Source organism: Streptomyces fulvorobeus, assembly GCF_013167895.1.
In the GTDB taxonomy this organism is placed as follows: Bacteria; Actinomycetota; Actinomycetes; order Streptomycetales; family Streptomycetaceae; genus Streptomyces; species Streptomyces fulvorobeus.
The window spans coordinates 4957046-4981530 of sequence record NZ_BLWC01000001.1 but is presented as its reverse complement, the minus strand read 5'-3'; the positions used below and the strand labels follow the sequence as shown (position 1 = coordinate 4981530).

The 24485-nt window shown below is 70.1% G+C and carries 21 protein-coding genes and 2 pseudogenes; 11 read left to right on the top strand and 12 right to left on the bottom strand.

The features are described from left to right. The first annotated feature begins 25 nt into the window (after window positions 1-25). Window positions 26-1273, top strand: coding sequence for a YncE family protein (locus Sfulv_RS22375; RefSeq protein ID WP_173316328.1), 1248 nt, complete (start codon window positions 26-28; stop codon window positions 1271-1273). Between the two features lie 71 nt (window positions 1274-1344). Here Sfulv_RS22375 and rpsN read toward each other — a convergent pair whose 3' ends face one another. Both rpsN and rpmB read right to left on the bottom strand, forming a co-directional pair. Next, window positions 1345-1650: a 30S ribosomal protein S14 gene (gene rpsN, locus Sfulv_RS22370; RefSeq protein WP_173316327.1), complete on the bottom strand. Its 306-nt coding sequence runs from the start codon at window positions 1648-1650 to the stop codon at window positions 1345-1347. Then, window positions 1650-1886: a 50S ribosomal protein L28 gene (gene rpmB / locus Sfulv_RS22365; RefSeq protein WP_173316326.1), complete on the bottom strand. Its 237-nt coding sequence runs from the start codon at window positions 1884-1886 to the stop codon at window positions 1650-1652. The genes rpsN and rpmB overlap by 1 nt, the downstream gene beginning before the upstream one ends. Before the next feature lie 269 nt (window positions 1887-2155). Here rpmB and Sfulv_RS22360 point away from each other — a divergent pair, with 269 nt between their 5' ends. Then, window positions 2156-3553, top strand: a complete 1398-nt coding sequence (locus Sfulv_RS22360; RefSeq protein ID WP_173316325.1) for a glycoside hydrolase family 10 protein — start codon at window positions 2156-2158, stop codon at window positions 3551-3553. 77 nt (window positions 3554-3630) lie between these two features. Here Sfulv_RS22360 and Sfulv_RS22355 read toward each other — a convergent pair whose 3' ends face one another. The 4 genes from Sfulv_RS22355 to Sfulv_RS22340 are packed head-to-tail and all read right to left on the bottom strand — an operon-like array spanning window position 3631 to window position 9087. Next, window positions 3631-6078 (bottom strand): beta-xylosidase/alpha-l-arabinosidase, encoded by a 2448-nt coding sequence (locus Sfulv_RS22355; RefSeq protein ID WP_371874698.1) that lies wholly within the window; start codon window positions 6076-6078, stop codon window positions 3631-3633. Continuing rightward, a complete protein-coding gene (locus tag Sfulv_RS22350; RefSeq protein WP_173316324.1) occupies window positions 6075-6896 on the bottom strand; it encodes a carbohydrate ABC transporter permease in 822 nt (273 codons plus the stop codon). The genes Sfulv_RS22355 and Sfulv_RS22350 overlap by 4 nt, the downstream gene beginning before the upstream one ends. Further along, window positions 6893-7777, bottom strand: coding sequence for a carbohydrate ABC transporter permease (locus Sfulv_RS22345; protein ID WP_173316323.1), 885 nt, complete (start codon window positions 7775-7777; stop codon window positions 6893-6895). Before Sfulv_RS22345 ends, Sfulv_RS22350 begins: the two co-directional genes overlap by 4 nt. A gap of 5 nt (window positions 7778-7782) precedes the next feature. Next, on the bottom strand, window positions 7783-9087 hold the full coding sequence (locus Sfulv_RS22340; RefSeq protein WP_173316322.1) for an ABC transporter substrate-binding protein: 1305 nt from the start codon (window positions 9085-9087) through the stop codon (window positions 7783-7785). A 140-nt stretch (window positions 9088-9227) separates the two neighbouring features. Between Sfulv_RS22340 and Sfulv_RS22335 the strand changes: the two genes are divergently transcribed. The 3 genes from Sfulv_RS22335 to Sfulv_RS22325 all read left to right on the top strand — a co-directional run bounded on the left by Sfulv_RS22335 (window position 9228) and on the right by Sfulv_RS22325 (window position 12450). Next, window positions 9228-10277, top strand: a complete 1050-nt coding sequence (locus Sfulv_RS22335; protein WP_344571377.1) for a LacI family DNA-binding transcriptional regulator — start codon at window positions 9228-9230, stop codon at window positions 10275-10277. A gap of 42 nt (window positions 10278-10319) precedes the next feature. Next, window positions 10320-10793 (top strand): MarR family winged helix-turn-helix transcriptional regulator, encoded by a 474-nt coding sequence (locus tag Sfulv_RS22330; RefSeq protein ID WP_173316320.1) that lies wholly within the window; start codon window positions 10320-10322, stop codon window positions 10791-10793. 67 nt (window positions 10794-10860) lie between these two features. Then, the gene (locus tag Sfulv_RS22325; protein ID WP_173316319.1) at window positions 10861-12450 is read left to right on the top strand and encodes an MFS transporter; all 1590 of its coding nucleotides are present in this window, start codon (window positions 10861-10863) and stop codon (window positions 12448-12450) included. Between the two features lie 104 nt (window positions 12451-12554). Here Sfulv_RS22325 and Sfulv_RS22320 read toward each other — a convergent pair whose 3' ends face one another. After that, window positions 12555-13541, bottom strand: coding sequence for a helix-turn-helix transcriptional regulator (locus tag Sfulv_RS22320; RefSeq protein WP_173316318.1), 987 nt, complete (start codon window positions 13539-13541; stop codon window positions 12555-12557). Window positions 13542-13805: 264 nt separating this feature from the next. Here Sfulv_RS22320 and Sfulv_RS22315 point away from each other — a divergent pair, with 264 nt between their 5' ends. The 5 genes from Sfulv_RS22315 to Sfulv_RS22295 all read left to right on the top strand — a co-directional run bounded on the left by Sfulv_RS22315 (window position 13806) and on the right by Sfulv_RS22295 (window position 18257). Continuing rightward, the gene (locus Sfulv_RS22315; RefSeq protein WP_173316317.1) at window positions 13806-13970 is read left to right on the top strand and encodes a hypothetical protein; all 165 of its coding nucleotides are present in this window, start codon (window positions 13806-13808) and stop codon (window positions 13968-13970) included. A gap of 5 nt (window positions 13971-13975) precedes the next feature. Then, window positions 13976-14245, top strand: coding sequence for a hypothetical protein (locus Sfulv_RS22310; protein ID WP_173316316.1), 270 nt, complete (start codon window positions 13976-13978; stop codon window positions 14243-14245). Between the two features lie 40 nt (window positions 14246-14285). Next, window positions 14286-15485: an aggregation-promoting factor C-terminal-like domain-containing protein gene (locus tag Sfulv_RS22305; RefSeq protein WP_173316315.1), complete on the top strand. Its 1200-nt coding sequence runs from the start codon at window positions 14286-14288 to the stop codon at window positions 15483-15485. A 173-nt stretch (window positions 15486-15658) separates the two neighbouring features. Beyond that, on the top strand, window positions 15659-16969 hold the full coding sequence (locus Sfulv_RS22300) for an NlpC/P60 family protein (protein ID WP_173316314.1): 1311 nt from the start codon (window positions 15659-15661) through the stop codon (window positions 16967-16969). 940 nt (window positions 16970-17909) lie between these two features. Next, window positions 17910-18257 (top strand): helix-turn-helix domain-containing protein, encoded by a 348-nt coding sequence (locus tag Sfulv_RS22295; RefSeq protein WP_173316313.1) that lies wholly within the window; start codon window positions 17910-17912, stop codon window positions 18255-18257. A gap of 85 nt (window positions 18258-18342) precedes the next feature. Here the strand turns inward: Sfulv_RS22295 and Sfulv_RS22290 are convergent, their stop codons facing one another. The 5 genes and pseudogenes from Sfulv_RS22290 to Sfulv_RS31555 all read right to left on the bottom strand — a co-directional run. Beyond that, the gene (locus tag Sfulv_RS22290) at window positions 18343-18657 is read right to left on the bottom strand and encodes an SCO5918 family protein (RefSeq protein ID WP_173316312.1); all 315 of its coding nucleotides are present in this window, start codon (window positions 18655-18657) and stop codon (window positions 18343-18345) included. A gap of 370 nt (window positions 18658-19027) precedes the next feature. Further along, the gene (locus tag Sfulv_RS22285) at window positions 19028-20521 is read right to left on the bottom strand and encodes a DEAD/DEAH box helicase (protein ID WP_173316311.1); all 1494 of its coding nucleotides are present in this window, start codon (window positions 20519-20521) and stop codon (window positions 19028-19030) included. A gap of 347 nt (window positions 20522-20868) precedes the next feature. Further along, a complete protein-coding gene (locus Sfulv_RS22280) occupies window positions 20869-21072 on the bottom strand; it encodes a cold-shock protein (RefSeq protein WP_045556499.1) in 204 nt (67 codons plus the stop codon). Window positions 21073-21423: 351 nt separating this feature from the next. Beyond that, window positions 21424-22206, bottom strand: coding sequence for a sulfite exporter TauE/SafE family protein (locus tag Sfulv_RS22275; RefSeq protein WP_256669052.1), 783 nt, complete (start codon window positions 22204-22206; stop codon window positions 21424-21426). After that, window positions 22164-22427 (bottom strand): annotated as a pseudogene (locus Sfulv_RS31555) (NAD(P)H-dependent oxidoreductase); the annotation flags it as partial. The pseudogene Sfulv_RS31555 and the gene Sfulv_RS22275, both read right to left, overlap by 43 nt. 768 nt (window positions 22428-23195) lie before the next feature. Here Sfulv_RS31555 and Sfulv_RS22265 point away from each other — a divergent pair. Further along, window positions 23196-24424: pseudogene (locus tag Sfulv_RS22265) on the top strand (acyl-CoA dehydrogenase family protein). Window positions 24425-24485: the final 61 nt, after the last annotated feature.

Genomic DNA, 24485 nt, shown 5'->3' with positions numbered 1-24485 from the left:
CCGACCATCCACCGGAGACCGCCCCATGCCCCTCGGACCGCGCCTGATCGTCGCCGACCACGTAGCCGGGCTCGTCAGGGTCGTCGACCTGCGCGACGGCCGTACGACAGCCCAGCTCGACGGCCGCCATCCCGCCGAGCACGCGGGCTTCCTCGCCCTTCCGGGCCACCGCGCCGCCTGCGTCGACGACCGGGCGGGTGAGCTGCTGGTCCTCGATCCGTACGGGCCGGACTCGGGCCGCCCGCTCGTCGAGCGGCGCATACCCGTCGCGGTGCCGGCCGAGCACCTGGCCGCCGACCCCAGCGGCCGCCGGCTCGCCGTCACCACCGGGCTCGGCCGCAACTGGTCGGCCTGGTCGGACCCGTTGACCGTCGTCGACCTGGAGGCGAAAGGAGATCCGGGCGCCGTGCGCGTACGGACGCGTACCGGCGAACCAGGTGTCACCCTGGCCGGACCGCCCGGAGATCCGCTCGTCGTGCTGCGCCACCGGGAGCCCGGCGAGCTGACGGCCTACCGGCACTCCGCCCTCATGGAAGCCGCCCCCTCGTGCCCGCCGGCCGAACCCGTGACGACCCTCCGCCTCGCCGACGACGACGGACACGGGGACGCCCACGACCCGGTGACAGGCTGGGTGTTCGCCGCGGCCGGGTCGGGGGTCCACCGGGTCCGTCCGGACGGCGACGCACTCGCCTGCGGCACGACGCTCCCGTGGGCGGCCGGCGGACGCGACGGGGGCCGGGGCTACTACCTGCGGCTCGACGCCGCGCACCGGACGCTGTGGTCCTGCGTACGGAGTGGCCCCGAGGCCGCCGAGAGCTGGCCGGACTGGTCCAACGACGCCTGGTGGCACCACCTGGACACCGGCGTGGCGGGCCGTCTCGACCTCGGACCCGGCCTGGTCTTCCGCCTCGCGGTGGCGGCGGGCCATGTCGCCTTCAGCCGCGTGCACCCCGACGGCGACGAACTCGTCCTCGTCTCCACCGGGGGCGGCGCGCCGGCCGTGACCGCACGAGTGCCGCTGCCGCCCATGGCGGGTGCGCCGCGCCGGGGCGGCACCCCCTGGGACGGGGTGCAGCGCCGGGCCGTCGCCGCGTCCCCCGGCGGATCGCTGGTCGCCGTCTCCCGCGGGGGCCACGGGGAGGTCCACGTCTTCGACGCCCTGACGGGCCATCAGGCGGCGCTCGTCACCGTACCGACCCCGCTCGACGAGGGCGGGCTGCTGGCGCTGATCGAGCCCGGCGACGAGGCCCATCGCGATCCTGTCGGCCGATGACGCGGTGGCCCGCACCCTCCTCGCGGGGGGTGCGGGCCACCTCTTCGGGCACGGGAGCGGTTCCGGAAGCGCTACCAGGACGACTTGGTGACGCCGGGCAGGAACCCGGCGTGGGCCTGCTCGCGCATCCGCACCCGGGACAGCCCGAACTTGCGCAGATGGCCGCGGGGCCTGCCGTCCACGCTGTCCCGGTTGCGCACCCGGGTGGCACTGGCGTTCCGGGGCTGAGCCCGCAACTCCGCCACCGCCGCCTGCCGTTCGGCCTGCGTGGCGGCGGGCCGGCGGATGATCTCCTTCAGCTCCGCCCGCCGGGCCGCGTAGCGGGCGACGACCACCTTGCGCTTCTCGTTCTGCGCGACCTTGCTCTTCTTGGCCATCAGACCTTCACCCCCCGGGCGCGGATCCTGGCCACTGCGGCCTCGATGCCGATTCTGTCGATGGCCTTGATGGCCCTGGCGCTGAGGGTCAGGCGCACATGGCGGCCCTCACTCGGGAGCCAGTAGCGCTTGCGCTGGATGTTCGGATCGAAGCGGCGCGAGGTGCGCCGGTGCGAGTGGGAGATGCTGTTGCCGAAGCCCGGCTCGGCTCCGGTCAACTGGCAGTGGGCGGACACGCGGTCACCTGCTCTCTGCGGACGAGGGCTTAACGATAATGGAAATCATTCCCACATAGTAACCCCCTTCCAGGAGTACCTCCGGGCGTCCCGATACGACCGAAATTGTTTCGGTCCTGACGCGCCATTGTTTCGGTGGCGTACATCACCCAGGATCTCTCTGGTAGCCGTTGTTCCGTGTGCCAGACGGAATGGACGGGCTCGTTGACCCCTGAAAGCTTTCGCGGAGCTCCCGGGAACCGCCGGGCGAACGGAAAGAAGAGGTTGTCATGATCAGTTCAACTCGACCCACTCCCGGAGATGGACGGGCGGGTGAGGGACGCACTCCGCTGCGTGCCTACGCGCGCAGGGCGCTGGCCCTCTCCGTCACGGGACTGCTCACCGCCACCGGTGTGGTCGCCCTGTCCGGCACCGCCCACGCGGCGAGCACCCTCGGCGAGGCGGCGGCGGCCAAGGGCCGCTACTTCGGTACGGCGGTCGCGGCGAACCGCCTCAGTGAGGCGCCCTACGCCGCCACGCTGAACACCGAGTTCAACTCGGCGACCCCCGAGAACGAGATGAAGTGGGACGCGCTGGAGCCGTCCCGCGGGACGTTCACCTACGGGGCGGCCGACCAGATCGTCAGCCACGCACAGAGCCGCGGGATGAAGGTGCGCGGGCACACCCTGGTGTGGCACTCCCAACTGCCCGGCTGGGTGGGCGCGCTGGGCACGGCCGACCTCCGTACGGCGATGAACAACCACATCACCCAGGTCATGCGGCACTACCAGGGCAAGATCCACTCGTGGGACGTCGTCAACGAGGCGTTCCAGGACGGCAGCAGCGGAGCCCGGCGCAGCTCGCCCTTCCAGGACAAGCTGGGCAACGGCTTCATCGAGGAGTCGTTCCGCACGGCCCGCGCCACCGACCCGGCCGCGAAGCTCTGCTACAACGACTACAACACCGACGGGATCAACGCGAAGTCCAACGCCGTGTACGCCATGGTCAAGGACTTCAAGCAGCGCGGTGTGCCCATCGACTGCGTGGGATTCCAGAGCCACTTCAACAGCAACTCCCCCGTCCCCGGCGACTTCCAGCAGAATCTGCAGCGCTTCGCCGACCTCGGCGTGGACGTGCAGATCACCGAGCTGGACATCGAGGGATCGGGCACCGCGCAGGCCACCAGCTACGGCAACGTGGTGAGGGCGTGCCTCGCGGTGACGCGCTGTACGGGCATCACCGTCTGGGGCGTCACCGACAAGTACTCCTGGCGTGCGAGCGGGACCCCGCTGCTCTTCGACGGCAACTACAACAAGAAGCCGGCCTATGACGCCGTACTGACCGCTCTGGGCGGTACCAGCGGCGGCGGGGGCGGCGGTACCCGGACCTGCACCGTCTCGTACGCCAAGCAGGAGACCTGGGGCGACCGCTACAACGGCAAGGTGACCGTGACCGCGGGGAGCGCGCCGATCAGCGGCTGGAGCGTACGGGTCACCATCGCCTCCGCGCAGCGGATCTCGACGACCTGGAACGGCACGCCCAGCTGGGACAGTACCGGGAAGGTGATGACCATGACTCCGGCCGGCAACGGCAGCCTCGCGGCCGGCGGGACGACGAGCTTCGGCTTCACCATCATGACGAACGGCAACACCGCACCGCCCGGCATCAGCGCCTGCACCGCTTCCTGACCCCGGCATCCGGGCACAGGAACGGGGGCCTTCGCGGGTGGCTGGTCCCAGCCACCCGCGAAGGCCCCCTCACCCGCTCAGGAGGCGTCGGTCACGCCCTCCGCCGCGATGTCCATGTGCAGCCGCCGGGTGTGGTCGACCGTGCGTACCGGCCCGGTCAGCGTGACCCGGGCCGTGAGGCGGGTGTCGGTGCTCGACGCGCCCAGCCGCAGTTCGAGAGCGCCCGGCTCGACGATCCGACGGCCGTCGCGGCCCGTGAAGGACGCGAGGTCCGCCGGCACCGTCGCCCGCACCCTGGCCGCCTGCCCCGGACCGAGGCCGAGGCGGAGGTAACCGATGAGGCGCACCACCGGCTGTACGACGGAGGCGACCGGGTCGTGCAGATACACCTGCACCACCTCGGTCCCCTCCCGCGCACCGGTGTTGCGGACGGTGCAGGAGAAGGCGAACTCCCCGTCCGTGGCCGCCTCCTCCCGCTCCACCACGAGCCCGCTCCACTCGAAGCTGGTGTACGTCAGCCCGTGGCCGAACCCGAACGCCGGGGTCGGGTCGATGCTGGACACGTCGCTGGCGTGGCCGAGCCGCGCCGCCAGGTAGGTGGAGGGCTGGGAGCCCGGGTCGCGCGGCACGCTGACGGGCAGCCGGCCCGAGGGTGCGGTCCGGCCGCTGAGCACCGAGGCGATGGCCGTCGTACCCTCCTCGCCGGGGAAGAACGACTGCACGACGGCGGCGGCCCGGTCCGCCGCCCGCCCGAGGGCGTAGGGCCGTCCCGCCAGCAGGGTGACGACGACGGGCGTGCCCGTGTCGAGGAGGGTGTCGAGCAGCTGCCGCTGCACACCGGGCAGTGCCAGGTCACGCGCGTCACAGCCCTCGCCGCTCGTGCCGCGGCCGAAGAGCCCGGCCCGGTCGCCGAGCGCGACGACCACGAGGTCGGCGCCCCGGGCCAGTTCGGCGGCCCGGGCGAAGCCCTCCGTGGAGGAGCCGTCGATGTCCGCGCCGCGAGCGGTGACGATCTCGCTGTGCGGGAACTCGGCCGTCAACGCCTCGCGCAGGGTGGGCAGTTCGATGCCGATAGGGGTGTCAGGGTGCTGGCCGCCGACGTGGACGGGGAAGGCGTAGCAGCCGAGGACGGCTGTCGGCGTGTCGGCGTTGGGTCCGATCAGCGCGATACGGGCGGGAGGCGCTGTCAGGGGCAGGGTCCCGTCGTTGCTCAGGAGCACGACCGCCTGCTGGGCGACACGGCGGGCGAGCGCGCGGTTCTCTTCGGTGTCGAGCCGGACGCTGCCGCGCACTCCTGCGGAGCCCCTGCCGCCCGGCGCAGTCCCGGCCAAGGCCGGCGGAACCGGGTCCCAGTCGGGGTCCAGCAGCCCCAACTGGGCCTTCTGGACGAGCACCCGGCGTACCGCACGGTCCACCAGGGCCTCGGGGACGAGTCCCTCCGCGACCGCGTCGGTGAGCGGGCGGCCGTACGTCTTGACGGTGGGCAGCTCCACGTCCACGCCCGCGGCGAGTGCCGCGCCCGCCGCCTCCCCGAAGGTCCCCACCACCGCGTGCAGCGTCTTCAGGAACGCGATGCCGAAGTAGTCCGCGACGACGGTCCCCTCGAACCCCCAGGTGTCGCGCAGCAGACCGGTCAGCAGCGGTTCGTCGGCCGCGGAGGGGATACCGTCGGTGTCGGTGTAGGCGTGCATGACGGACCGCACACCGCTTTCCCGTACGGCCATCTCGAACGGCGCCAGGATGATGTCGGCCCGCTCGCGCGCCCCCATGCCCACCGGGGCGAGGTTGCGGCCCGCCCGTGAGGCGGAGTAGCCCGCGAAGTGCTTGAGCGTGGCGACGACACCGGCCGACTCCAGGCCCCGCACATAGGCCGTGGCGACCGTTCCGACGAGATAGGGGTCCTCGCCGATCGTCTCCTCGACGCGGCCCCAGCGTGCGTCGCGTACGACGTCGAGGACCGGGGCGAGGCCCTGGTGCACCCCGACCGCGCGCATGTCGCGGCCGATCGCGGCTGCCATCTCGTGTACCAGCCCGGGGTCGAAGGTGGCGCCCCAGGACAGCGGTACGGGGTAGGCGGTCGCCCCCCAGGTGGCGAAGCCCGCGAGGCATTCCTCATGGGCCAGCGCCGGGATGCCGAAACGATTCGCCGCGGCGATGCGCTCCTGGGTGCGCGCCAGCGAGAGCGCGCCCACGGCCGCGTCGACCGGCGCCGTACCGAAGGGGCGGGTCAGCTGGCCGAGGCCGTGGGGCAGGAGGTCGTCGAGGGCGACGGCCTCCTCCATGTCGTGCTGGTACGGGGCGACCTCGGCGCCCTCGTCGGAGGCGCCCACCCAGACGCCGAAGAGCTGCGCGATCTTCTCCTGGAGGGTCATGGCGGCGATCAGGGCGTCCGCCCTGGCCTCGGGGGCGAGGGCGGGGTCGCGCCACCGCCCCGTGCGGGGATCCGCGGCGCCGGGGACCGGCGCGTGGGAGTCCGTGGCCTCGGCGGGTGTCTGCACGCCGGCGTTGTCGATGTTGGCGGTCACTTTCCTCCGACCCCCATCAGCCCCTGGACCAGGGCACGACGGGCGAACAGGTAGACGATCAGGATGGGGAGCATGGACAGGACGACGGCGGCTAGCAGGCCGGGGGTGTCGACTCCGTGTTCCGTCTGGAAGTCGTAGAGGCCCATGGTGATGACCTTGGTCTCCGCGGACTGCGTCAGGACGAGGGGGAAGAGGAAACCGTTCCACGCCTGGAGCGCCGAGAAGACGATGATCGTGGAGACCCCGCTCCTCGACAGCGGCAGCACCAGCTGGAAGAAGACCCGCCGGGGTGAGGCGCCGTCGATCGTCATCGCCTCGTACAGGTCGGGGGTGATGTCACGCATAACCCCCGTGAGGATCAGGGCGCACACCGGCATCGCGAAGGCCGCGGTCGGCAGGATGACGCCGATGAGGTTGTCGTAGAGACCGGCCTCGCTGATGACGAAGAACATCGGGACGATGACCGCCTGCGAGGGGATCGCCAGGCCCAGGAGGAACAGCCGGAACACCGTGGTGGTGGCCCGGCCCCGGCTCCTGACGATGGTGTACGCCAGGGGCGGGACGAGGAGTACGACGATGCCCACCACGCACACGGTGACGATCACCGTGTTGACGAAGTACTGGGCGAAGCCGCTGTTGAGGTCGTTGACGTAGTTGTCGAGCGTGAAGTGCTCGGGGAAGGCCAGCGGGCCGTTCGCCGCGTAGTCGGGGCGCGACTGGAACGTGGCGACGAGCATCACGTACAGCGGAAGCCCGACCACGAGGAGCCAGATCAGCGAGCCGAATCCGGCGAGGTAGTTGGGACGGCTCTTCCTCACAGTCCCTCCATGGTGCTGCGCATCTTGTCGTAGCCCGAGAGCCGCACCACGATCAGCGAGATCAGCGTGGAGACGAGGACCAGCAGGAGGGCGATGGCGGACGCCGCTCCGTAGTCGAAGCTCTTGAACGCCTTCTGGTACATGTAGTAGGCGCTGATGGTCGTGTCGCTGCCCGGTCCGCCCTGGGTCAGGATGAGGACGGTGTCGAAGGTCGTGAGACCGCCGACCACCATCAGGATCATCGAGGTGATGATCGAGTTGCGCAGCTGCGGCAGCGTGATGTGGAAGAACTGCCGTACCGTGCCCGCCCCGTCGATCTGCGCCGCCTGGTAGAGGACCTGCGGCACCGCGCGTGCCGCGCCCTGGTAGATCAGCGTGTGCAGCGGGGTGAACTGCCAGGTGCTGACGAAGACCAGGACGCCGATCGCGCTGGACTGCATCCCGAACAGGTTGCCGTCACCGAACAGCCAGGTGGCCTGGGCGGGGACGCCGAAGTTGGGGTCCAGGACCGCGCGCCACAGGACGGACACCGCCGCGATGGACAGCAGCATCGGCACGAAGTAGATGGCGGACAGGACGGCCCGGTTGCGCTGGTGCCCCGCCGCCCAGACACCCAGCAGGATGCTCAGCGGTGTCTGGACGACGACTCCGAGCAGGGTGAGCAGGACGCTCAGCCAGAGGCTCTTGATCATGACGGGGTCGTCGAGGAGCTTCTTCCAGTTGTCGAGGCCGGCGAACTCGGGGTCGCTCAGCCCGTCCCAGCTGGCGAAGGAGAGCACGGCGACCATGAGGAGGGGGACGATGGCGAAGAGGCCGAAGAAGACGGCGGCGGGAGCCGCCCAGAGGAATCCCGGGCGGCCCGCTCCAAGGGTGGATTTCATGGAGCTCACGACGTCGGCAGTGCCTGCATGGCCGCGACGAAGGCGTCCTCGTCCATCGAGCCGTTGAAGAACTGCTGGAGTGACTGGTGCATCGTCGTGGCCGCCGACTGGGGGTACGCCTGGTCCCAGGAGAGCTGGAACGTCGGGGCCGCCTTGACCAGGTCGTACTGGAACTTCGCGAAGTCGGGGCTGGCGGCGGTGTCCAGGAAGCCTTCGGTGTTCGTCGTGGTCGGCAGGTTGCCGATGCCGAGCTGCGCCTTGACGAACTGGTCCGAGTACATGAGCTTCAGGAACTCGGCCACGGCCTGCGGGTGCTTCGTCTTCTTCAGTACGGAGTAGAAGTTGTTGGTGTTGCCGACGATGTTCGCCGGGTCGCCCTTGCCGCCCTCGACGGACGGGAACGCGCTGTAGCCGAGGTCGGTCTCCGCGAACTCGGGGTGCGCGTCCTGCTGGGTCGAGTACTCCCACGAGCCCATCAGCTCGAAGGCGGCCTTGCCGGTCGCCAGGAGGGTGGGCGAACCCTGGTCGGTGAACTTCACGGAGTCGTAGTTCGTGCCGAACGCTCCCGCGTCCACCAGTTCCCTGATCTTGCCGAGCGCCTTCCTGCTGTCCGGGCTGCCCCAGGCGTCCTGGTCGCCGTCCAGGGCCTTCTGGAAGAGCTCCGGGCCGGCGACGCGGTCGTAGAGGTACTCGAACCACATCAGCGTCGGCCAGCGGTCGCCGCCGCCCAGCGCGATCGGGGTGACGCCGTCGGCCTTCAGCGCCTTGACGGCCGCGAGCAGGTCGTCCCAGGTCTTCGGCGGCTTGACGCCCGCCTTCTTGAGGACCTTGCCGTTGTTGAACAGCAGCACGGGCTGCGTACCGCGCATGGGGACGCCGTAGGACGTGCCGTCGATCACCGCGCTGTTGAACACGGACGGCAGGAACTTGGCCTTGAGGTCGGGCTCCTTGGCGATGAAGGGGTCCAGCGGGAGCAGCAGTCCGGCGTCGACGAACGGCTTGATGCTGCCGCCGCCCCAGTTGAAGAAGACGTCGGGCGCCTGCTTGCTGCTGATGATGGTCTGGAGCTTCGCCTGGTAGTCGGCGCCCGGGATCGTGTCCAGGACGACCTTCACCTTCGACGTCTTGTTGAAGGTGGCGACGAGCTCCTTCTCCACCTTGTTCGTCGCGTCGCCGTAGACCAGGACGCGGATGGTGTCGCCCCCGTCCGCCGCGTCGGACCCCCCTCCGCAAGCGGACAGGGACAGCACCATGGCCAGCGCTGCACCACCGACGACAGCGGTCCGCGGGAACCGTGCGCGTTGCTTCATCGACTCGCCTCTCGAAACACTTTCGGTACGATTACCGAAACTTCCTGAGTCGGGACGCTAGGACGCCTCATCTGGGGGGTCAACCCTCGGTCACCGCGTTATCAAAGCGTTACGCCTCAGCGGGACTCGTTTGGTGCTTTATGCTCCTCGCCATGCGCGATGACGAGGAATTGGGCCGCATCACCCTCGCCCAGGTGGCCCAGCGGGCCGGCGTCTCCATTTCGACAGTTTCGAAGGTCCTCAACGGGCGGCAGGACGTGGCGCCCCCGACGAGGATCAAGGTGGAACGCCTCCTGGAGGCCCACGCCTACCGGCGCACCACGCGGTCGGCCCGCGAGGCGCCGCTCATCGAGATCGTCTTCCACGAGCTGGAGAGCATCTGGGCGATGGAGCTGATCCGGGGCGTCGAGAACGTCGCCAAGGCCCACAACGCGGGAGTCGTCCTCACCGAGAGCGGAACCCGGCACTCGCCCAGTCCCGACTGGATGGAGGCGATGCTCCAGCGCCGGCCGCTCGGCGTCGTCCTGGTCTTCTCAGCCCTGCCCAGCGAGGTGAAACAGCAGCTCAGGGCGCGTTCGATCCCTTTCGTCATCATCGACCCGGCAGGCGACCCCGACCCCGACGTGCCCTCGGTCGGCTCGGCCAACTGGAACGGCGGCCTGGCCGCCACCCGGCACCTGATCGAGTACGGTCACCGGCGCATCGGAATCATCACGGGCCCCGAGGACATGCTCTGCTCCCGCGCCCGGCTGGACGGCTACCGGTCGGCGATGACCATGGCCGGGCTCGAGGTCGACCCCGGCCTCATCCTGTTCGGCGACTTCCACGTGGAGGGCGGGTACGACCGCGCGGCCGAGATGCTTTCCCGGCCCGAGCGGCCCACCGCGATCTTCGCGGGGAGCGACCTCCAGGCACTCGGCGTCCTGGAGGCCGCCCGGGTGCACGGGCTGCGCGTACCGCACGACCTCTCGGTGGTCGGCTACGACGACGTGTCCATCGCCCGCTGGGCCAGCCCCGCGCTCACCACCGTGCACCAGCCGCTCCGCCAGATGGCCGAGGAGGCGGCGCAGATGCTGATGCGGCTGCGGGCCCGGGAACCGGTCTCCACCCGCCTGGAACTGGCCACCAGCCTGGTCGTACGCAAGAGCACCGCGCCGCCGCCCGAGGGGGACGGAGCTCCCGGCCGATAAGGTCCTTTGACATAGGTATCTCTTCATACTTATAGTTCACCTATGTCTGCCCCCCGCGCGTCCGCACAGGACATCCGGCACATCGCGTCAGCGATGACCGCCGTCCTGCCCGCGCTGCACCGGGCACTCGACCGCCGCCTCGCCCAGGACATCCCGTACCCCAAGCTTCCCGAGGGCCAGCTGGCGCTGCTGCGGCTCGTCGGCGACCGGGAAGCCATCACCGTGCGCGCGGCAGCCGACGAACTGCTGATGAAGCCGAACAACGTGAGCGCCCTGGTCACCCAGCTGGCGGCCGAAGGGCTGCTGGAGCGCAGGCAGGACCCGGCGGACAAGCGGATCGCCCATCTGCACCTCACGGCCGAGGCCCGCCGGCGCATCGCCGCCGTCGGAGCGCTCATGGACGGGTACGTGGCCGAGGCACTGTCGGCCCTGACCGACGGCGATCTCGACGCGATCGGCTCCGCCCTCGGCGCGCTCCAGGGAGTGGCGCGGCACATCCACGCCGCTTCGCACTGACGACGACGCCCGCACGGCCGTCCGTCCTCTCCCGTCGTTCCCCTTTTTCAGGAAGCAAGGCATCCGCATGCCCTCCACTGCCGTGGACCCCTCCCCCCTGCCCGCCCACGACCGGCCCGATGCCCCGGCCGGCCGTCGTGGCAACCCGTGGCTGACCCTGACGGCCGTCGCCTTCGGCCTCTTCATGGTCGGCCTCGACGGTTCCGTCGTCGCGATCGCCAACCCGGAGATCGGCCGCGACCTGAACGCGTCCACCGCCGATCTGCAATGGGTGACCAACTCGTATCTGCTCGCGCTGGCCGCCGCGTTGATCCTCGGCGGAAAGCTCGGGGACCGCTTCGGCCGGCGGACGTACTACCTGGTCGGCGTCGCCGGCTTCACCGCGGCCTCGATCGCCATCGCGCTCGTGGGCTCGATCGAGGGCGTCATCGCCTTCCGTGCCCTGCAGGGCTTCTTCGGCGCGCTGCTGATGCCCAACACGCTCGGCCTGCTGCGCGCGGTGTTCCCGCCGGGGAAGTTCGGCATGGCCGTGGGCATCTGGGCGATGGTGTCCTCCGTGTCGACCGCGCTCGGGCCGATCGTTGGCGGACTGCTCGTCGAGCACGTCAACTGGGAGTCGGTCTTCTTCATCAACCTGCCGATCGGCATCGTGGCGCTCGCGTTCAGCGCGTCCGTCCTGCCGGAGAGCAAGAACCCCGCGGACCGGCAGCGCTTCGACGTCCCCGGCGTCGTCCTGCTCGCGCTCGGCCTGCTCGTCCTCGTCTTCGGGGTCGTCAAGGGCGAGACCTGGGGCTGGAGTTCGGGTTCGACACTGGCCACCCTCGGGGCGGGTCTGGTGCTGCTCGTGGCGTTCTGCCGGTACGAGACCCGGGTGGCGCACCCCCTGCTGCCGATGCGGCTGTTCCGCAACCCCGCGCTGGCGATCGGCACGGTCATCACCGCGGTCAACTTCTTCGTCCTGCTCGGCGTGATCTTCTTCGTGATGCTCTACCTCCAGAACGTCCGCGGCTTCACCCCCGTCGAGGCGGGCGTCCGGACCCTGCCGCTGAGCCTGGCCTCGGTCATCGCGGCGCCGCTGGGCGCCAGGATCACGGAGAGGTTCGGCGCCCGGCTGTCCATGCCGCTGGGCATGGTGCTCCAGGCCGCGGCCTCCTTCGGGCTCCTGAGCTGGGGCGTGCACTCCTCCTACGGCGTCATGTGGCCGCCCTTCATCGCGCTCGGCCTCGGTGTCGGCATGGTGATGGCCGCCTCGTCCGACGCGATCGTGGGCAGCGCCCCCGTGCGGGACGGCGGTGTGGCGGGCGGTCTGCAGGCCACCGCGCTCCAGGTCGGCGGGGCACTCGGCACCTCCGTGCTGATCTCCCTGATCAGCAGCCGGGTCGGCTCCACCCTGACCGGCGAACTCACCTCCGCCGGGGTCCCCGGTCCGTTGGCCGAAGGGCTGCACGAGGCCAGGGACGCGGTGGCGATGGGAGTCTCACCGGTCTCCGCCGACATGCCGGCGCAGCTCAGGGCCGCGGTGACCGAGGGCAGCGGGCAGGCGTTCATGAACGGCGTGCACGCCGCGGCGCTCGTCACGGGCGTCCTCTGTGTGGCCGGCGCGGTTCTCGCGGCCGTCGGTCTCCGGCGCGACCAGGGAGCTCCCGCCCCGCACTGAGACCGGTGGGCGAAAGGCCCGGCCGGTGGCGCGCGTTCACGGACGCACACCACCGGCCGGGCCTCGGCCACGGACCGGTCCGGCCGGCCGAAGGCCGTTCCCGCTCAGATCCAGCCCTGCCGCGCCGCCTTGAGGCCCGCTTCGAACCGGCTGGTGGCATGGAGGCGTTCCATGAGAGCGGACATCTGCCGTCTGACCGTTCGCAGTGACACCCCGAGACGCTTGCCTGCCGCCTCATCGGTCATGCCGGAGGCCAGGAGCTTCAACAACTCCAGCTCGACCGGACTCGGCCGTGAGCCGGTCTCCCTCGGACGGTCCGCCCCGAGCGGGACAGCGGCGTTCCACGTCTGCTCGAACAGGGTGATGAGGGAGGCGACGATTCCCGGCGCCCGGGTGCACAGCGCGCCCAGACGCGAGTGCTGGGGGTCGATGGGGACGACCGCGACCGTACGGTCGAACACCAGGAGGCGCGGCGGGAGCAGCAGACTGGTGCGCACCTGCCCGCCCTGTTCCGTCAGCCACCGGACATAGGAGAGCGTCGCCGGATCCTTACGGGCACTCTCCTGGTACACCGAACGCATCTCGATCCCCTGAGCCAACGCCCGCTCGTCGAGCGGGCGTGACGCGTCCAGACTGGCCTGCGAGAGCGCGCCGCCCGGCAGGATCGCCAGGCACTCCCGCTCCAGGCCGCGGGCGAGTTGTTCGAGCCGGTCCTGGATGGCGTCCATCCCCACCAGGCGCTCCGCGCCGTCGACCTCGGTGTTCGGGCGGAGCTCGGCGAACTCCGAGACCAGCCGCGCTGCGGCTGTCTTGCTGCGAATCATCTCCCGCTGCTGCCGGAGCAGTTCCTCCTCCTGGCGGGACAGCAGTATCTCCAGGCCCAGTTCCGGCCGCACGGCGCGCACCGCACCGGGACTGTCCCGGGAAGGTCTGAGCAGATCGAGATCGACGAGCCGGTCCAGTCCCGCGCGGACCTGCTCCTCAGTGCGGCCCAGACGTACGACCAGTTCGGCGATCCCGCCCGACGGGTCCGCCAGCACCCCCCGGTACACCGCTTCCGCGTCCGCCCCGAGTCCCAGTCCTTGCAGCATCCTTCCGCCCCCCAGCTGAAGTCCGGCCGCCCTCCACGGGCGGCTCCTGACGTGATCGTAGGCGAAGGCCGTCACCAACGTGCCAAGGCATCTTGGGGCCAGCCGGAATCCCTTCCGGCCAGGTGGCGGAGGCAGCAGCATGGTGTTCACCGGAACGGCGGGGCGGAAGTCCCGGCTCAGGCCAGAGCCGTAAGGACGGTCCGGATCAGCGCGCGAACAGCACGTCGAACGAACCGCAACCCGACCTCTGATCCTGGGGAAACCATGTCTCGCACCGTCTCCGCCACCGCGCTCACCCTGCTCTGCTGCATCGCTGTCACCCCCGCTGCGCACAGCGCCGAGGGCCATCGCGTCACCGCCTCCGCCCCCGGAAGCATCAACTGGGACACGGCGCCCGAGACGCCGCCCGCCAGCATCAACTGGGACTAGACCGCGTGCATGTCATCCGGGCCACGCTCACCGGGCCACACGATGTCGGCCACGTTATGCCGGCCGTCCTCACCGATCTCCTCTGGGCCCACACCAGCGCGGCGCACGGACTCGAACACCTGCGGGCCAGGGCATCCGAGAACGGCATGGACCTCTACCTCTTCCTGCGGGCCACCTCGGAAGCCGCCGCTCTCGGCCAGGCCCACGCGATCCTCACCAACGCCCGTACGCCGCTGCGCGCCTTCGGCTACACCGTCGCCGCCCCACCGCGCTGACGTCCGCCGGCCCAGCCATTCCGTCACTTGGGGGAACACCGTGCCCACCGCATTCCGCAGGACTGCCCGCAGAGCCACTCTCGCGACCCTGTCCGGTCTCCTCGGCGCCGGGCTGCTCACCGCCGTCGCCACCGCCCCGCCCGCACAGGCCGCCACCACATGCAGCGGAACCGCCGCGATCTACGGCGTCCTCCCCGACAACCGCCTCACCTTCAGCACCATCACGCCTGCCACGGGCGAGCTGAAGAAGGTGGTGCTCGGAGCGGACCTGGGATTCGAAGCGCGAGCGATGGCCACGCTCAACTTCAACACCGTCCTCGTCACGTCGACCGCAGGGGCGCTCTACCGTCTCGATGTCCTGACGAACAACACCTCCCTCGTCCTGGAGCGTCCGCCCGTCAAGCTCTTCGACAGTGGCTGGACCCACGACAAACTCACCTACGACGGACACGGCCACCTGTACGGCACGGCCGGAGGGCTGCTCCTCCAGTACCTGGTGTCACAGCCCAAGCCGACCGGCTCCGCCCACATCGGCCAGCGCAGGGAGATCGGCAGCGGCTTCGTCCTGAAGACCCTCGCCGCCGTGGGCGACGACCGCCTCCTCGCCACCACGTCCGCGGGCGCGCTCCTCTCCTACAAGATCGGCAGCGACGGCGGCTGGAGCCGGGACGACCTCAAGACGTCCGGCTGGTCCGCCTTCGACCAGGTCGTCTCGCCCGGCGGTGGCCTCTACTACGGCCGCATCGCAACCACGGGTGCCATGTACTGGTACAAGGACGCCAACCCGGCGGACGGTTCAGGCGCGGACATCGCATATCACAACGACACGCCTGTCAACACGGGTGGCTGGACCCAGCAGTTGCTCTCCGCCCAGCCGGAGACCTTCAGCTGCACCACCAGCGTCGACCCGCTCGACGGCACCGACATCCCCGCCGTGAAGGCGGCCGGCCGCGACTTGATGAACAAGCACGACGGCGGCGCCTGGAACAGCACCACCCAGTGGAACTGCCTGTCGCAGCTCTGGGACAGGGAGAGCGGCTGGCGCTACTGGGCCGACAATCCGAACTCCACGGCCTACGGCATCCCCCAGGCGCTACCCGGCTCCAAGATGGACGCCTTCGGTGACGACTGGCGCACCAACCCCGTCACCCAGATCAAGTGGGGCCTGTCCTACATCGACGGCAGGTACGGCACACCCTGCGCCGCCTGGACCCACTTCCTTGACAACAACTGGTACTGAGCCCGCAGTTCACGAGTCAGTCAGCGCCCCCGCCCCCGCCCCCGGGCCCGGACACGCACAGCCTCAACGAAGCCGCCGGCCATCCGGCGTCCGCCCGATACCACGCTGTTTTCCCCTCTCACTCCTCCAGCCCGACGCGCCTTCGTCAGGGCTGCCCGAAATCGGAGATCGCCATGTTTTCGACATCCTTCAAGCGCCGCCTGACCGCTGCCCTCGCCCTCGGCGCCACCACCCTCGGAATGGTCACGCTCACGGCGGCGCCCGCCCAGGCCGCCGCCATCTGCGGTGGTGATGTCTCGGTCTACGGCACGCTTCCCGACGGACGCCTCACCTACACGGCCATATCCCCCAACACGGGCGACCGGGTCAAGACCCTGATAGGCACCGACCTCGGCTTCACCCCCAAGGCGATGGCCACCCTCAACTTCAACACCGTCCTCGTGACCTCGACGACCGGTGCGCTCTACCGGGTGGACATCCAGACCAACAACACCTCCCTGGCCCTGGCCGGCGTCACCCGCATCTGGGACAGCGGCTGGACCTTCGACAAGATGACGTACGACGGCGCCGGCCACCTCTACGGCACGGTCTCGGGCCAGCTCCACCGTTACAACGTGTCCCAGGCCAAGCCCAGCGGGCCCGCCCACATCGCCAAGCACGTCGTCATCGACGAGGGCTTCGTCCTCAAGACCCTCGCGGCCGTCGGTGACGACGTCCTCCTCGCCAGCACGGCCGACGGCAGGCTCCTCTCCTACCAGATCAACGGTGTCGGTGACTGGGAGCAGTCGGTGCTGAAGAGCAGCGGCTGGTCCGCGGTCGACAGCCTGGTCTCACCCGGTGGCGGCCTCTACTACGGCCGCACGAACGGCGGGATGTACTGGTACCACGACGCCGACCCCACCGACGGCAAGGGCAGCGACATCGCCTACCACTCCGACGACCCGGTCGACGAGAGCGGCTGGACCCAGACACTGCTGTCCGCATACGCCGGCGACTGCACCTACCAGGAGCCGCTGCCCCCCACCCCCGCCCCCTCCACCCGGGGTGGTCAGATCACCCGCACCGAGATCATGAGCCGTGCCGTGAACTGGCTGAACCGCGACATCCCCTACAGCCAGAGCGCGTACGCCACCGACCCGGACGGGGACCACACCTACCGCACCGACTGCTCGGGCTTCATCTCCATGGCCTGGCACGCCAGCACCAGCTACACCACGTCCAGCCTGCCGAGCGTCAGCAGCACCGTCTCGAAGTCCGACCTCCTGCCCGGTGACGCGCTGAACACCCAGTCCGGGCACGTGGTGCTCTTCGAGAAGTGGGTCGACAAGGGAGCCGGCAAGTTCTCGTACATCCACGAGTCGAACCCCAACGACGACATGATGCGCGGTCAGGACTACCTCAACGGTGGCACCGACGGCCGCATAGCGGGCCACGCAGCCTCCGGCTATGTCGCCCTGCGCTACGACAAGGTGGTGACCGGCTAGACCTCCGGCTCCGGACGGTGCCGGACTCGCCCGAGCGCCGCACCGGAGCCCCGGATGCTCAGCCGGGAACGCTCCATCCCCGCCCGGGATGGAGCGTTCCCGGCTGTCCGGCGCGCGGGGGCGGTGCGAGGAGGTAGCGGCGGAGGTTCACCCAGACCCGGCGTCCTCCTCGACGCCGGGTGGTGACGAAGCCAGTTCGTCGTGTGCCTCCATGTTCGAGGCCGATTACCTCGCCGTCGTACGCACAAAAATCTCTCTTGGCTGGAGTAGACATTGGGTGGTGGCATGGCTATGGTTTCTCTCGTAGCCAGAGAGACAGCAGGGCCCGGCAGAGACGAACTGCCGGGGAGCAGTACCGCAGTTGTTGTGTGCAGCACGGTGCGGTGGCGGAGTTTCGAAGCCAGGGTGGTTGCAGGACGGCGACGGGGCTGGCGACCGGACCGGGGGGCCCGCAGTGATCAGGGGCCGCCGTGAGCAGTACCGCAGTTGAGGTAGTTCTCAGCAGCCAGGACTGAGCAGCACCTCGGTGAAGGCGTCGGCTGCGGACGCGCGCACCGGGAGGTTCGGCAGTGGGGTTCCAAGCCAGAGCAGACGCAGGACGGGCGACGGGGCTGGCTGCCGGAGAGTGGCGCTGACACAGGCCACAGAGCCGTACGGCTCTGAGACAGGTGAGTGTTCCCAGAGGAAGAACGGAGGAGGCAAACGCCATCAGGATCGCCCGGGCGGATGTTGTGGGCCCGGGTACCGCAGGACATCGATAGTGAGGTGGTCTCCGGTCAAGCAACCGCGATCCCCGTACCCCCGACATCATGCAGGTCGGGGCCACGGAAACAGCAGGCCGACGCAGAACCAAGGTCGGCAGATGGTGTAGCAGTTCCTTCGGGGCCCTGGTGTCATAGGACACCAGGGCCCCTCCAACGCGTTCCCCGGAGAGGTGCACGTGACAGCAGACGACCCGGTCAGCCGTCTCGACGACGACGACTACCCCGCCTACACCATGGGCCGGGCCGCCGAAATGCTCGGCACCACCCAGAGCTTCCTCCGCGCCATCGGCGAAGCCCGCCTCATCACCCCGCTCCGCTCCCCGGGCGGACACCGCCGCTACTCCCGCTACCAGCTGCGCATCGCCGCCCGCGCCCGCGAACTCGTCGACCAGGGCACCCCCATCGACGCCGCCTGCCGCATCGTCATCCTCGAGGACCAGCTCCAGGAAGCCCAGCGCATCAACGCCGAACACCACCGCCCCACCGGATCACCGAGCCCCACGATCGCGGCCGGGGACGGCTGATACGTGCCACTCCCCCGCAGGGAGCGGCTTCTGCGGTGGAACCGAGGCCACCGGCGGTGTTCGGATGGCGTCGTTTCCGGTCGGTTCAGGCGGTCGCGGGTGCGGCAGTGCCGAGGATCGCGGAGGCTCCCTGGAGCGAACCCAGGACGTCTACGGGTGCGGCCTCGGGGAGGGTGCGGCAGGTGAAGCCGAGCTTGGCCATCGCCCGGAGGACTTCGGCGGCGCTGAAGTCACGTCGGTCCTGACGTGTGAGGACCTGGCCGACCTGCTTGACGGGGTAGTGGCGGCGGCCGATGATCACCGATTCGCCGGTGCCCGGTTCGGGCTTGATGCCCTTCATCGATTCCAGCACGCCACCTCTGGTGAGGTCGAACGGGAAGCGGGCGATGACAAAGCGCATGTGGCCTCACAAGGAGAAGGGGCGGAGCGGGTCCGGCCAGGGATGAGGCGGGGCAGCGGGAGAGGGCGAGGACGCCCAGGGCGCTGCCTTGTTCGTTGCCCACCGGCAGCGTACCGAGCCGGTGGTTGCGCGTCACGTGCTCGGCCCCGGCCGCATCGGTCACGGGTGAGGTGAACGAGCCGCCGTGGCCGCCGCCAGCGTCGCGCGGACGCAGGGGTGCGTGGGGCGGAGTGGTCCCGGACTGCGGCCGGCCCGGCCTGGGTGACCAGGCCGGTGCGCGGGGTCGGCTCGCGCCGGGCGGGATCGCACCTGAAAGGGCGTCGGAAGAGCCTTCCCCCGGAGGGGGGACGGCCTCCTGATCACGACCGTTCTAGGCTGCCGTGCCGAAACGCGACTCGCGTGCCGGCGCGCGCCCGGTCACCGAAGCGGGGCGGCGCCGGCCCCGGGAGGAGCTGCTGCGCTTGGGGCGCTCGGAGACCGGTGCGGTGATGACGACCGGGATGCCGGACGGCGTCTGGGCACCGGTGATACGGCTCAGTGCCTCGTCGCCCGAGTGGACCTGGGTGGTCTGCGGCCGGATGCCGGCGTCCGACATGAGGCGGACCATGTCACGGCGCTGGTTCGGCGTGACGAGGGTGACGACACTGCCCGACTCGCCGGCGCGGGCGGTCCGGCCGCCGCGGTGGAGGTAGTCCTTGTGATCGGTCGGCGGGTCGACGTTCACGACGAGGTCGAGGTTGTCGACGTGGATGCCGCGCGCCGCGACATTGGTCGCCACCAGCACGCTGACGTGCCCGGTCTTGAACTGGGCCAGCGTGCGGGTGCGCTGCGGCTGTGACTTCCCGCCGTGCAGCGCGGCCGCCCGGACACCGCTGTTGAGCAGGTCCTGGGTGAGTCGGTCCACGGCGTGCTTGGTGTCCAGGAACATGATGACCCGGCCCTCACGGGCCGCGATCTCGGTCGTGGCGGCAAACTTGTCGGCGCCCTGGACGTGCAGGACGTGGTGTTCCATCGTGGTGACCGCACCGGCCGACGGGTCGACCGAATGCACGACGGGGTCGGTCAGGTAGCGGCGTACCAGCAGATCGACGTTGCGGTCCAGGGTGGCGGAGAACAGCATCCGCTGCCCCTCCGGACGCACCTGGTCGAGCAGCGCGGTGACCTGCGGCATGAAGCCCATGTCGGCCATCTGGTCGGCCTCGTCCAGGACGGTGATGCCCACCTGGTTCAGCCGGCAGTCCCCACGGTCGATGAGGTCCTTGAGCCGGCCGGGGGTCGCGACGACGACTTCGGTGCCGCTTCGCAGCGCGCCCGCCTGCCTGCCGATCGACATCCCGCCCACCACCGTGGCCAGCCGCAGTCCGACCGAGCGGGCGTACGGCGTGAGCGCGTCCGTCACCTGCTGGGCCAGCTCACGTGTGGGTACGAGGATCAGCCCCAGCGGCTGGCGGGGTTCGGCGCGCAGTCCCGCGGTACGGGCGAGGAGAGCGAGGCCGAAGGCGAGGGTCTTGCCGGAACCGGTGCGCCCTCGGCCCAGTACGTCCCTGCCCGCCAGGGAGTTCGGCAGCGTCGCACCCTGGATCGGGAACGGGGTGGTCATGCCCTGCTTGCCGAGTTCCGCAAGCAGCTGCTGGGGCATGCCGAGATCCGCGAAGCTCTCGACGGCGGGCAGCGCGGGGGTGATCGTCTTCGGGAGCGCGAACTCACCCTGCACTGCGGCGGGCCGGCGGCCGTAACCACCGGAGCGGGCCGGGCCGCCGGAACGGCGCGGTGCCGACGAGCCGAAACGGCTGCCAGCCTTTCCGGCGTCGGCAGAGCCGTAACGGGTGCGGGCCGAACGGTCGTTCGTACGTGTGGGGTTCATGCGGGGACCTTCCTTGATGCGGCACATATCAAGGAATTCCCCCAGCGAGAAGCAGCATGGTGAATCACGAGTATGGACCGATGGAAAAAAGAAAAAGATCTGGCCTACGGGAATACACGCGGGCACAGGTGCGTGGGACAGGTGACGCGAGGGACGTGCAATCCGGGCGCCGTCTACCGCGGTGTGCCTCGACAGGATGCGCCTGCATCCTGGAGGAGAACCGGCATGGGGCGGAACTGCGGATCACTCCGCGCCGTCCGCCCGGGAGAAAATGCTGGAGTCAACGCGTGCAGCTGGGGCCCGCACCCCGAAGGATGCGGGCCCCAGCTACATGGTGCGCGTCAGCGTCAGGCCGGAACGATGTTCTCGGCCGTCGGGCCCTTCTGGCCCTGCGCGATGTCGAAGGTGACCTTCTGGCCTTCGAGCAGCTCACGGAAACCCTGGGCGGCGATGTTCGAGTAGTGGGCGAACACGTCCGGGCCGCCACCGTCCTGCTCGATGAAGCCGAAGCCCTTTTCCGCGTTGAACCACTTCACGGTACCAGCAGCCATGTCAATCTCCTTTGGGGCAGTACAGCGGAATCCACACTGTGCGGACACCGTGTCGCCGCGATGATTACCCCGCCCGGAACATGACCGGAAATACAAAAGTGCTCCCATCGGCAGGAGCCGGTGGGGGCACTTGAAGTTTTGGGAACCACAACTGCAACTGAGATCAACAGTAGCACGCAGGGAGGGTCTGTGCCCGCCGCACAATTCCGCCTTACTCATCGCGACTCATCGCGGCAAGAACTCTCATCACCCGGTCCGTAAAACTCTCATTTCACGGGAACAGATATTGACGCGCCCGGGGTGCACAGTTTGGAGGACTCGGCCCCGTCGCCTCACTCATCTCATGTCATCTCATATCAGCGACAGCACGGCGTAGACGGCCCCGATGGCCGTGGCCAGCGCGCCGAGCAGCAGGCGCAGGGCGGTCTCCGGCAGACAGGGCTGGAGGCGGGCCCCGAGGTAGCCGCCGATCAGCCCGCCCAGACCGCAGGCCAGCCCGAGAATCCAGTCGGGGGCGACGTCACCCGAGCCGGTCAGGGACAGCAGCGCGAAGGCGGCGGCCCCGGTCACGGATGTGACGAAGGTGGAGGCGAGGGCTGCCGGGGCGACCTGGCTCACCGGCATTCCCCGGCCGACGAGAAGGGGCGCGAGGATGGAGCCGCCGCCGATTCCGTAGATCCCTCCCACGGTGCCGACGGCCAGCGCCAGGCCGGTGATGGCACGGGGCGAGGGCTCCGCCGCCGGGACGGGCCCGGCAGGCCGGAGGGTGCGGGTGATCAGCCACAGCCCCAGGGGCATCAGCAATCCGGCGACGAGCAGGCGGAAGGCGGTGGGGCCGGGGACGGCGAAGATCCGCACCACCGCTCCGACGACGACGCCGGGCAGCGTGCCGATCACCAGGCGCCGCGTCAGAGGGCTGTTCATCATGTCGGCACGGCGGTAGCGCAGCAGGGCGCCGGGCCCGGCCACCACGTTGTACAACAGGTTGGTGGGGGTGACCGCCGGACTCGGCACTGCCAGCACACTCAGCTGGACCGGCAGCAGGAACACCGCACCCGACACCCCCACGGGCGCGGTCACCGCCGCGATCATCAGGCCGATGGCCAGCCCGTACAGCTCCGCCGACCCCACCACGTCAGGTCCTTCCGGTCGTTCGGGATTTCGCACAGTACTGCCGCCGCAGACCGGCGCCGCTGTCCTGTCGACCTGTACTGCGGCAGCAGGTCCAGCAAGGACTTCAGCAACCCCGAGCAGGCGGCCTTGCGGACGGGCGTGCCGGTCACCACCCCATCGGCACGGGCGAACAGCTCGGACGCCTCGACGATCGCCGGGTGCCGGAAGTCGGCGCCGAGCAGCGGTACGCGATGTGGCGGCGGGACTTGCGGAGATGCTCCACCGAGCCGGGAGGGGCACTCGCTGTCATAGCCGCGCCCTCGGAACGCCTGGAGACGATGCAGCGACGCCAGGGAGCGGGCTGGTGTTCAGCGAGCCGGGGCGCGGGCCGATCGGTAGGAGGGCCTACTGCGCGTCAGGCGCAGCACGCCGCCGACCCCACCGGACCGAAGTCGATGTGATCGCGGGTCACCAGGCGCTGCTCGGCGTTCATGCGCCCAATTGAGCAGCACATCTCACGCCTCGTCAACCACGGCCCGGATGCCGGACCGGCTCCCGGTCCTCGCGTATCCCCGGGACCGTTCCGTGCCCCACACGTCGGCGGGTTCCTGGTCCGCGCCGCCACCGGCCCTTCGCGCCAGAGGGCGGCTCCATATTTCCCACTGAATTACTAGGGAAGTATTGACGGCCCGCCCCGCGGATGCGCAGGATGATGCGCATGGCCCACACGCAGCAACGACTCGTTCGTCGTCGGCATGTCGATTTCGGTCACGTCGTCAGTGCCGCCTGCTGTCGCGTCTGAGATACGCGGCTCACACCTCGCATCCGCCCGTGCGCTCCGCCCCTCCCCCTGACGTACTTCTGAGGGACGACCGGCCTGCGCCGCAAGCCGGTCAGGGCTCACCGGCACCACATCGTCACCGTACGGCCCGTGGGCCACACGTACCTGCCCAGCCTGCGGGAGAGCGCGGACACCACCCCTCGCCGATGACCTTGAGGAGACCCCCGCCATGGGCGTTGCCACCGCGCCGTCCGGCCCCGTACCGGAATCCGACCGGACCGGGCCCAGCCGCGCGCACTGGCTGCGCGTGGGCCGAGAGACGGCTGATGACCTGGCCACGGACGCGGTGACCAGGGAGCAGGCGGGCAAGGTCCCCTTCGACGAGGTGGAGCGCCTGCGGGAAGCGGGACTGCTGACACTCCTCGTGCCGGCCGAGCTCGGGGAGGCGGCGCGGACTGGGCCACGGCCTACTCCGTCGTCCGGGAGATCGCCGCCGCCGACAGCGCGGTCGGCCAACTGCTCGGCTGTCACTACTTCCTGTCGTGGAGTGCCCGGTCCTTCACCGAACCGCCCGTCCCCGCTCAGGCGGAGCGGATCCCCGCGGCCGATCAGGGGTGCTGGGGTGGTGGTTTCGGCTGTCAGGAGCTGCCTCCGACGCTGGCCAGGAAAGCGGGTGGCTATGTGCTCGACGGTCGGCAGAGTTACGCCACCGGGGTCCTGGTCGCCGACCACCTCGCTGTGCGGGCCGAGCTGGCCGACACCGGCGAACCGGTCGCCGTCGCCGTCCGCCCGGGCCGCCACGGCGTGCGGATCGACGGTGACACCGACACGTTCGGCCAGCGGCTGGCGGCCGGCGGCAGCGTGGAGTTCGACGCGGTACCGGTCGCCGCCGGCGACGTACTCGGTTCTCTGTCCGCGGACGAGGACGTCCTCTCGCCCCGGGCCGCGCTGGCTTCGCCGGTCGGGCGTCTTCTCTCGGTCCAGCTCCTCCTGGGCATCACTGACGGAGTGCTCGCCGAAACCCGTGAGTACAGCCGGGTGGGACACTCCCCCTGGCACCCCGCCTGGCCGGCCGGCTCGCCCCAGGACCCGCACGTGCTGACCGTCTACGGCGAACTCACCGTCCTGGCCCGCTCCGCGTCCGCACTCGCCGGCCAGGCGCTGGACGCCGTGCACGGCGGGCTGGCCCGCGGTGAAGACCTCACCTACGACGAGTACGCGGAGATCTCCGTCCTCGCGGCCATGGCCGAAGCCGCCGCTTCCAGGGCTGCCCAGGAGTCCACCGCCCGCGCCCTCGACATCATCGGCACCCGCGCCGCGTCCGCACGCCTGGGCTTCGACCGCTTCTGGCGCAATGCCAGGACCCACACCTTGTACGAGCCCGCCACCCACCGGCTCCGCGATGTCGGTGACTACTTCCTCAACGGTGCGCACCCTCCTTTCGTCCTGCCCGTCTGACCGTGCGAGGCCGCCCGAATTTCCCGGCCCGGGCAGCGCAGCGGCATGTGAACGCGAGCAT

Bases quoted from the DNA above. Each gene is read 5' to 3' on its own strand.
- Sfulv_RS22360 (WP_173316325.1), top strand. From the start codon at position 2,156: ATGATCAGTTCAACTCGACCCACTCCCGGAGATGGACGGGCGGGTGAG.
- Sfulv_RS22320 (WP_173316318.1), bottom strand. From the start codon at position 13,541: ATGCTGCAAGGACTGGGACTCGGGGCGGACGCGGAAGCGGTGTACCGG.
- Sfulv_RS22325 (WP_173316319.1), top strand. From the start codon at position 10,861: ATGCCCTCCACTGCCGTGGACCCCTCCCCCCTGCCCGCCCACGACCGG.
- Sfulv_RS22335 (WP_344571377.1), top strand. From the start codon at position 9,228: ATGCTCCTCGCCATGCGCGATGACGAGGAATTGGGCCGCATCACCCTC.
- rpsN (WP_173316327.1), bottom strand. From the start codon at position 1,650: ATGGCCAAGAAGAGCAAGGTCGCGCAGAACGAGAAGCGCAAGGTGGTC.
- Sfulv_RS22285 (WP_173316311.1), bottom strand. From the start codon at position 20,521: ATGAACCCCACACGTACGAACGACCGTTCGGCCCGCACCCGTTACGGC.
- Sfulv_RS22280 (WP_045556499.1), bottom strand. From the start codon at position 21,072: ATGGCTGCTGGTACCGTGAAGTGGTTCAACGCGGAAAAGGGCTTCGGC.
- Sfulv_RS22315 (WP_173316317.1), top strand. From the start codon at position 13,806: ATGTCTCGCACCGTCTCCGCCACCGCGCTCACCCTGCTCTGCTGCATC.
- Sfulv_RS22375 (WP_173316328.1), top strand. From the start codon at position 26: ATGCCCCTCGGACCGCGCCTGATCGTCGCCGACCACGTAGCCGGGCTC.
- Sfulv_RS22300 (WP_173316314.1), top strand. From the start codon at position 15,659: ATGTTTTCGACATCCTTCAAGCGCCGCCTGACCGCTGCCCTCGCCCTC.
- Sfulv_RS22345 (WP_173316323.1), bottom strand. From the start codon at position 7,777: ATGAAATCCACCCTTGGAGCGGGCCGCCCGGGATTCCTCTGGGCGGCT.
- Sfulv_RS22290 (WP_173316312.1), bottom strand. From the start codon at position 18,657: ATGCGCTTTGTCATCGCCCGCTTCCCGTTCGACCTCACCAGAGGTGGC.
- Sfulv_RS22340 (WP_173316322.1), bottom strand. From the start codon at position 9,087: ATGAAGCAACGCGCACGGTTCCCGCGGACCGCTGTCGTCGGTGGTGCA.
- Sfulv_RS22330 (WP_173316320.1), top strand. From the start codon at position 10,320: ATGTCTGCCCCCCGCGCGTCCGCACAGGACATCCGGCACATCGCGTCA.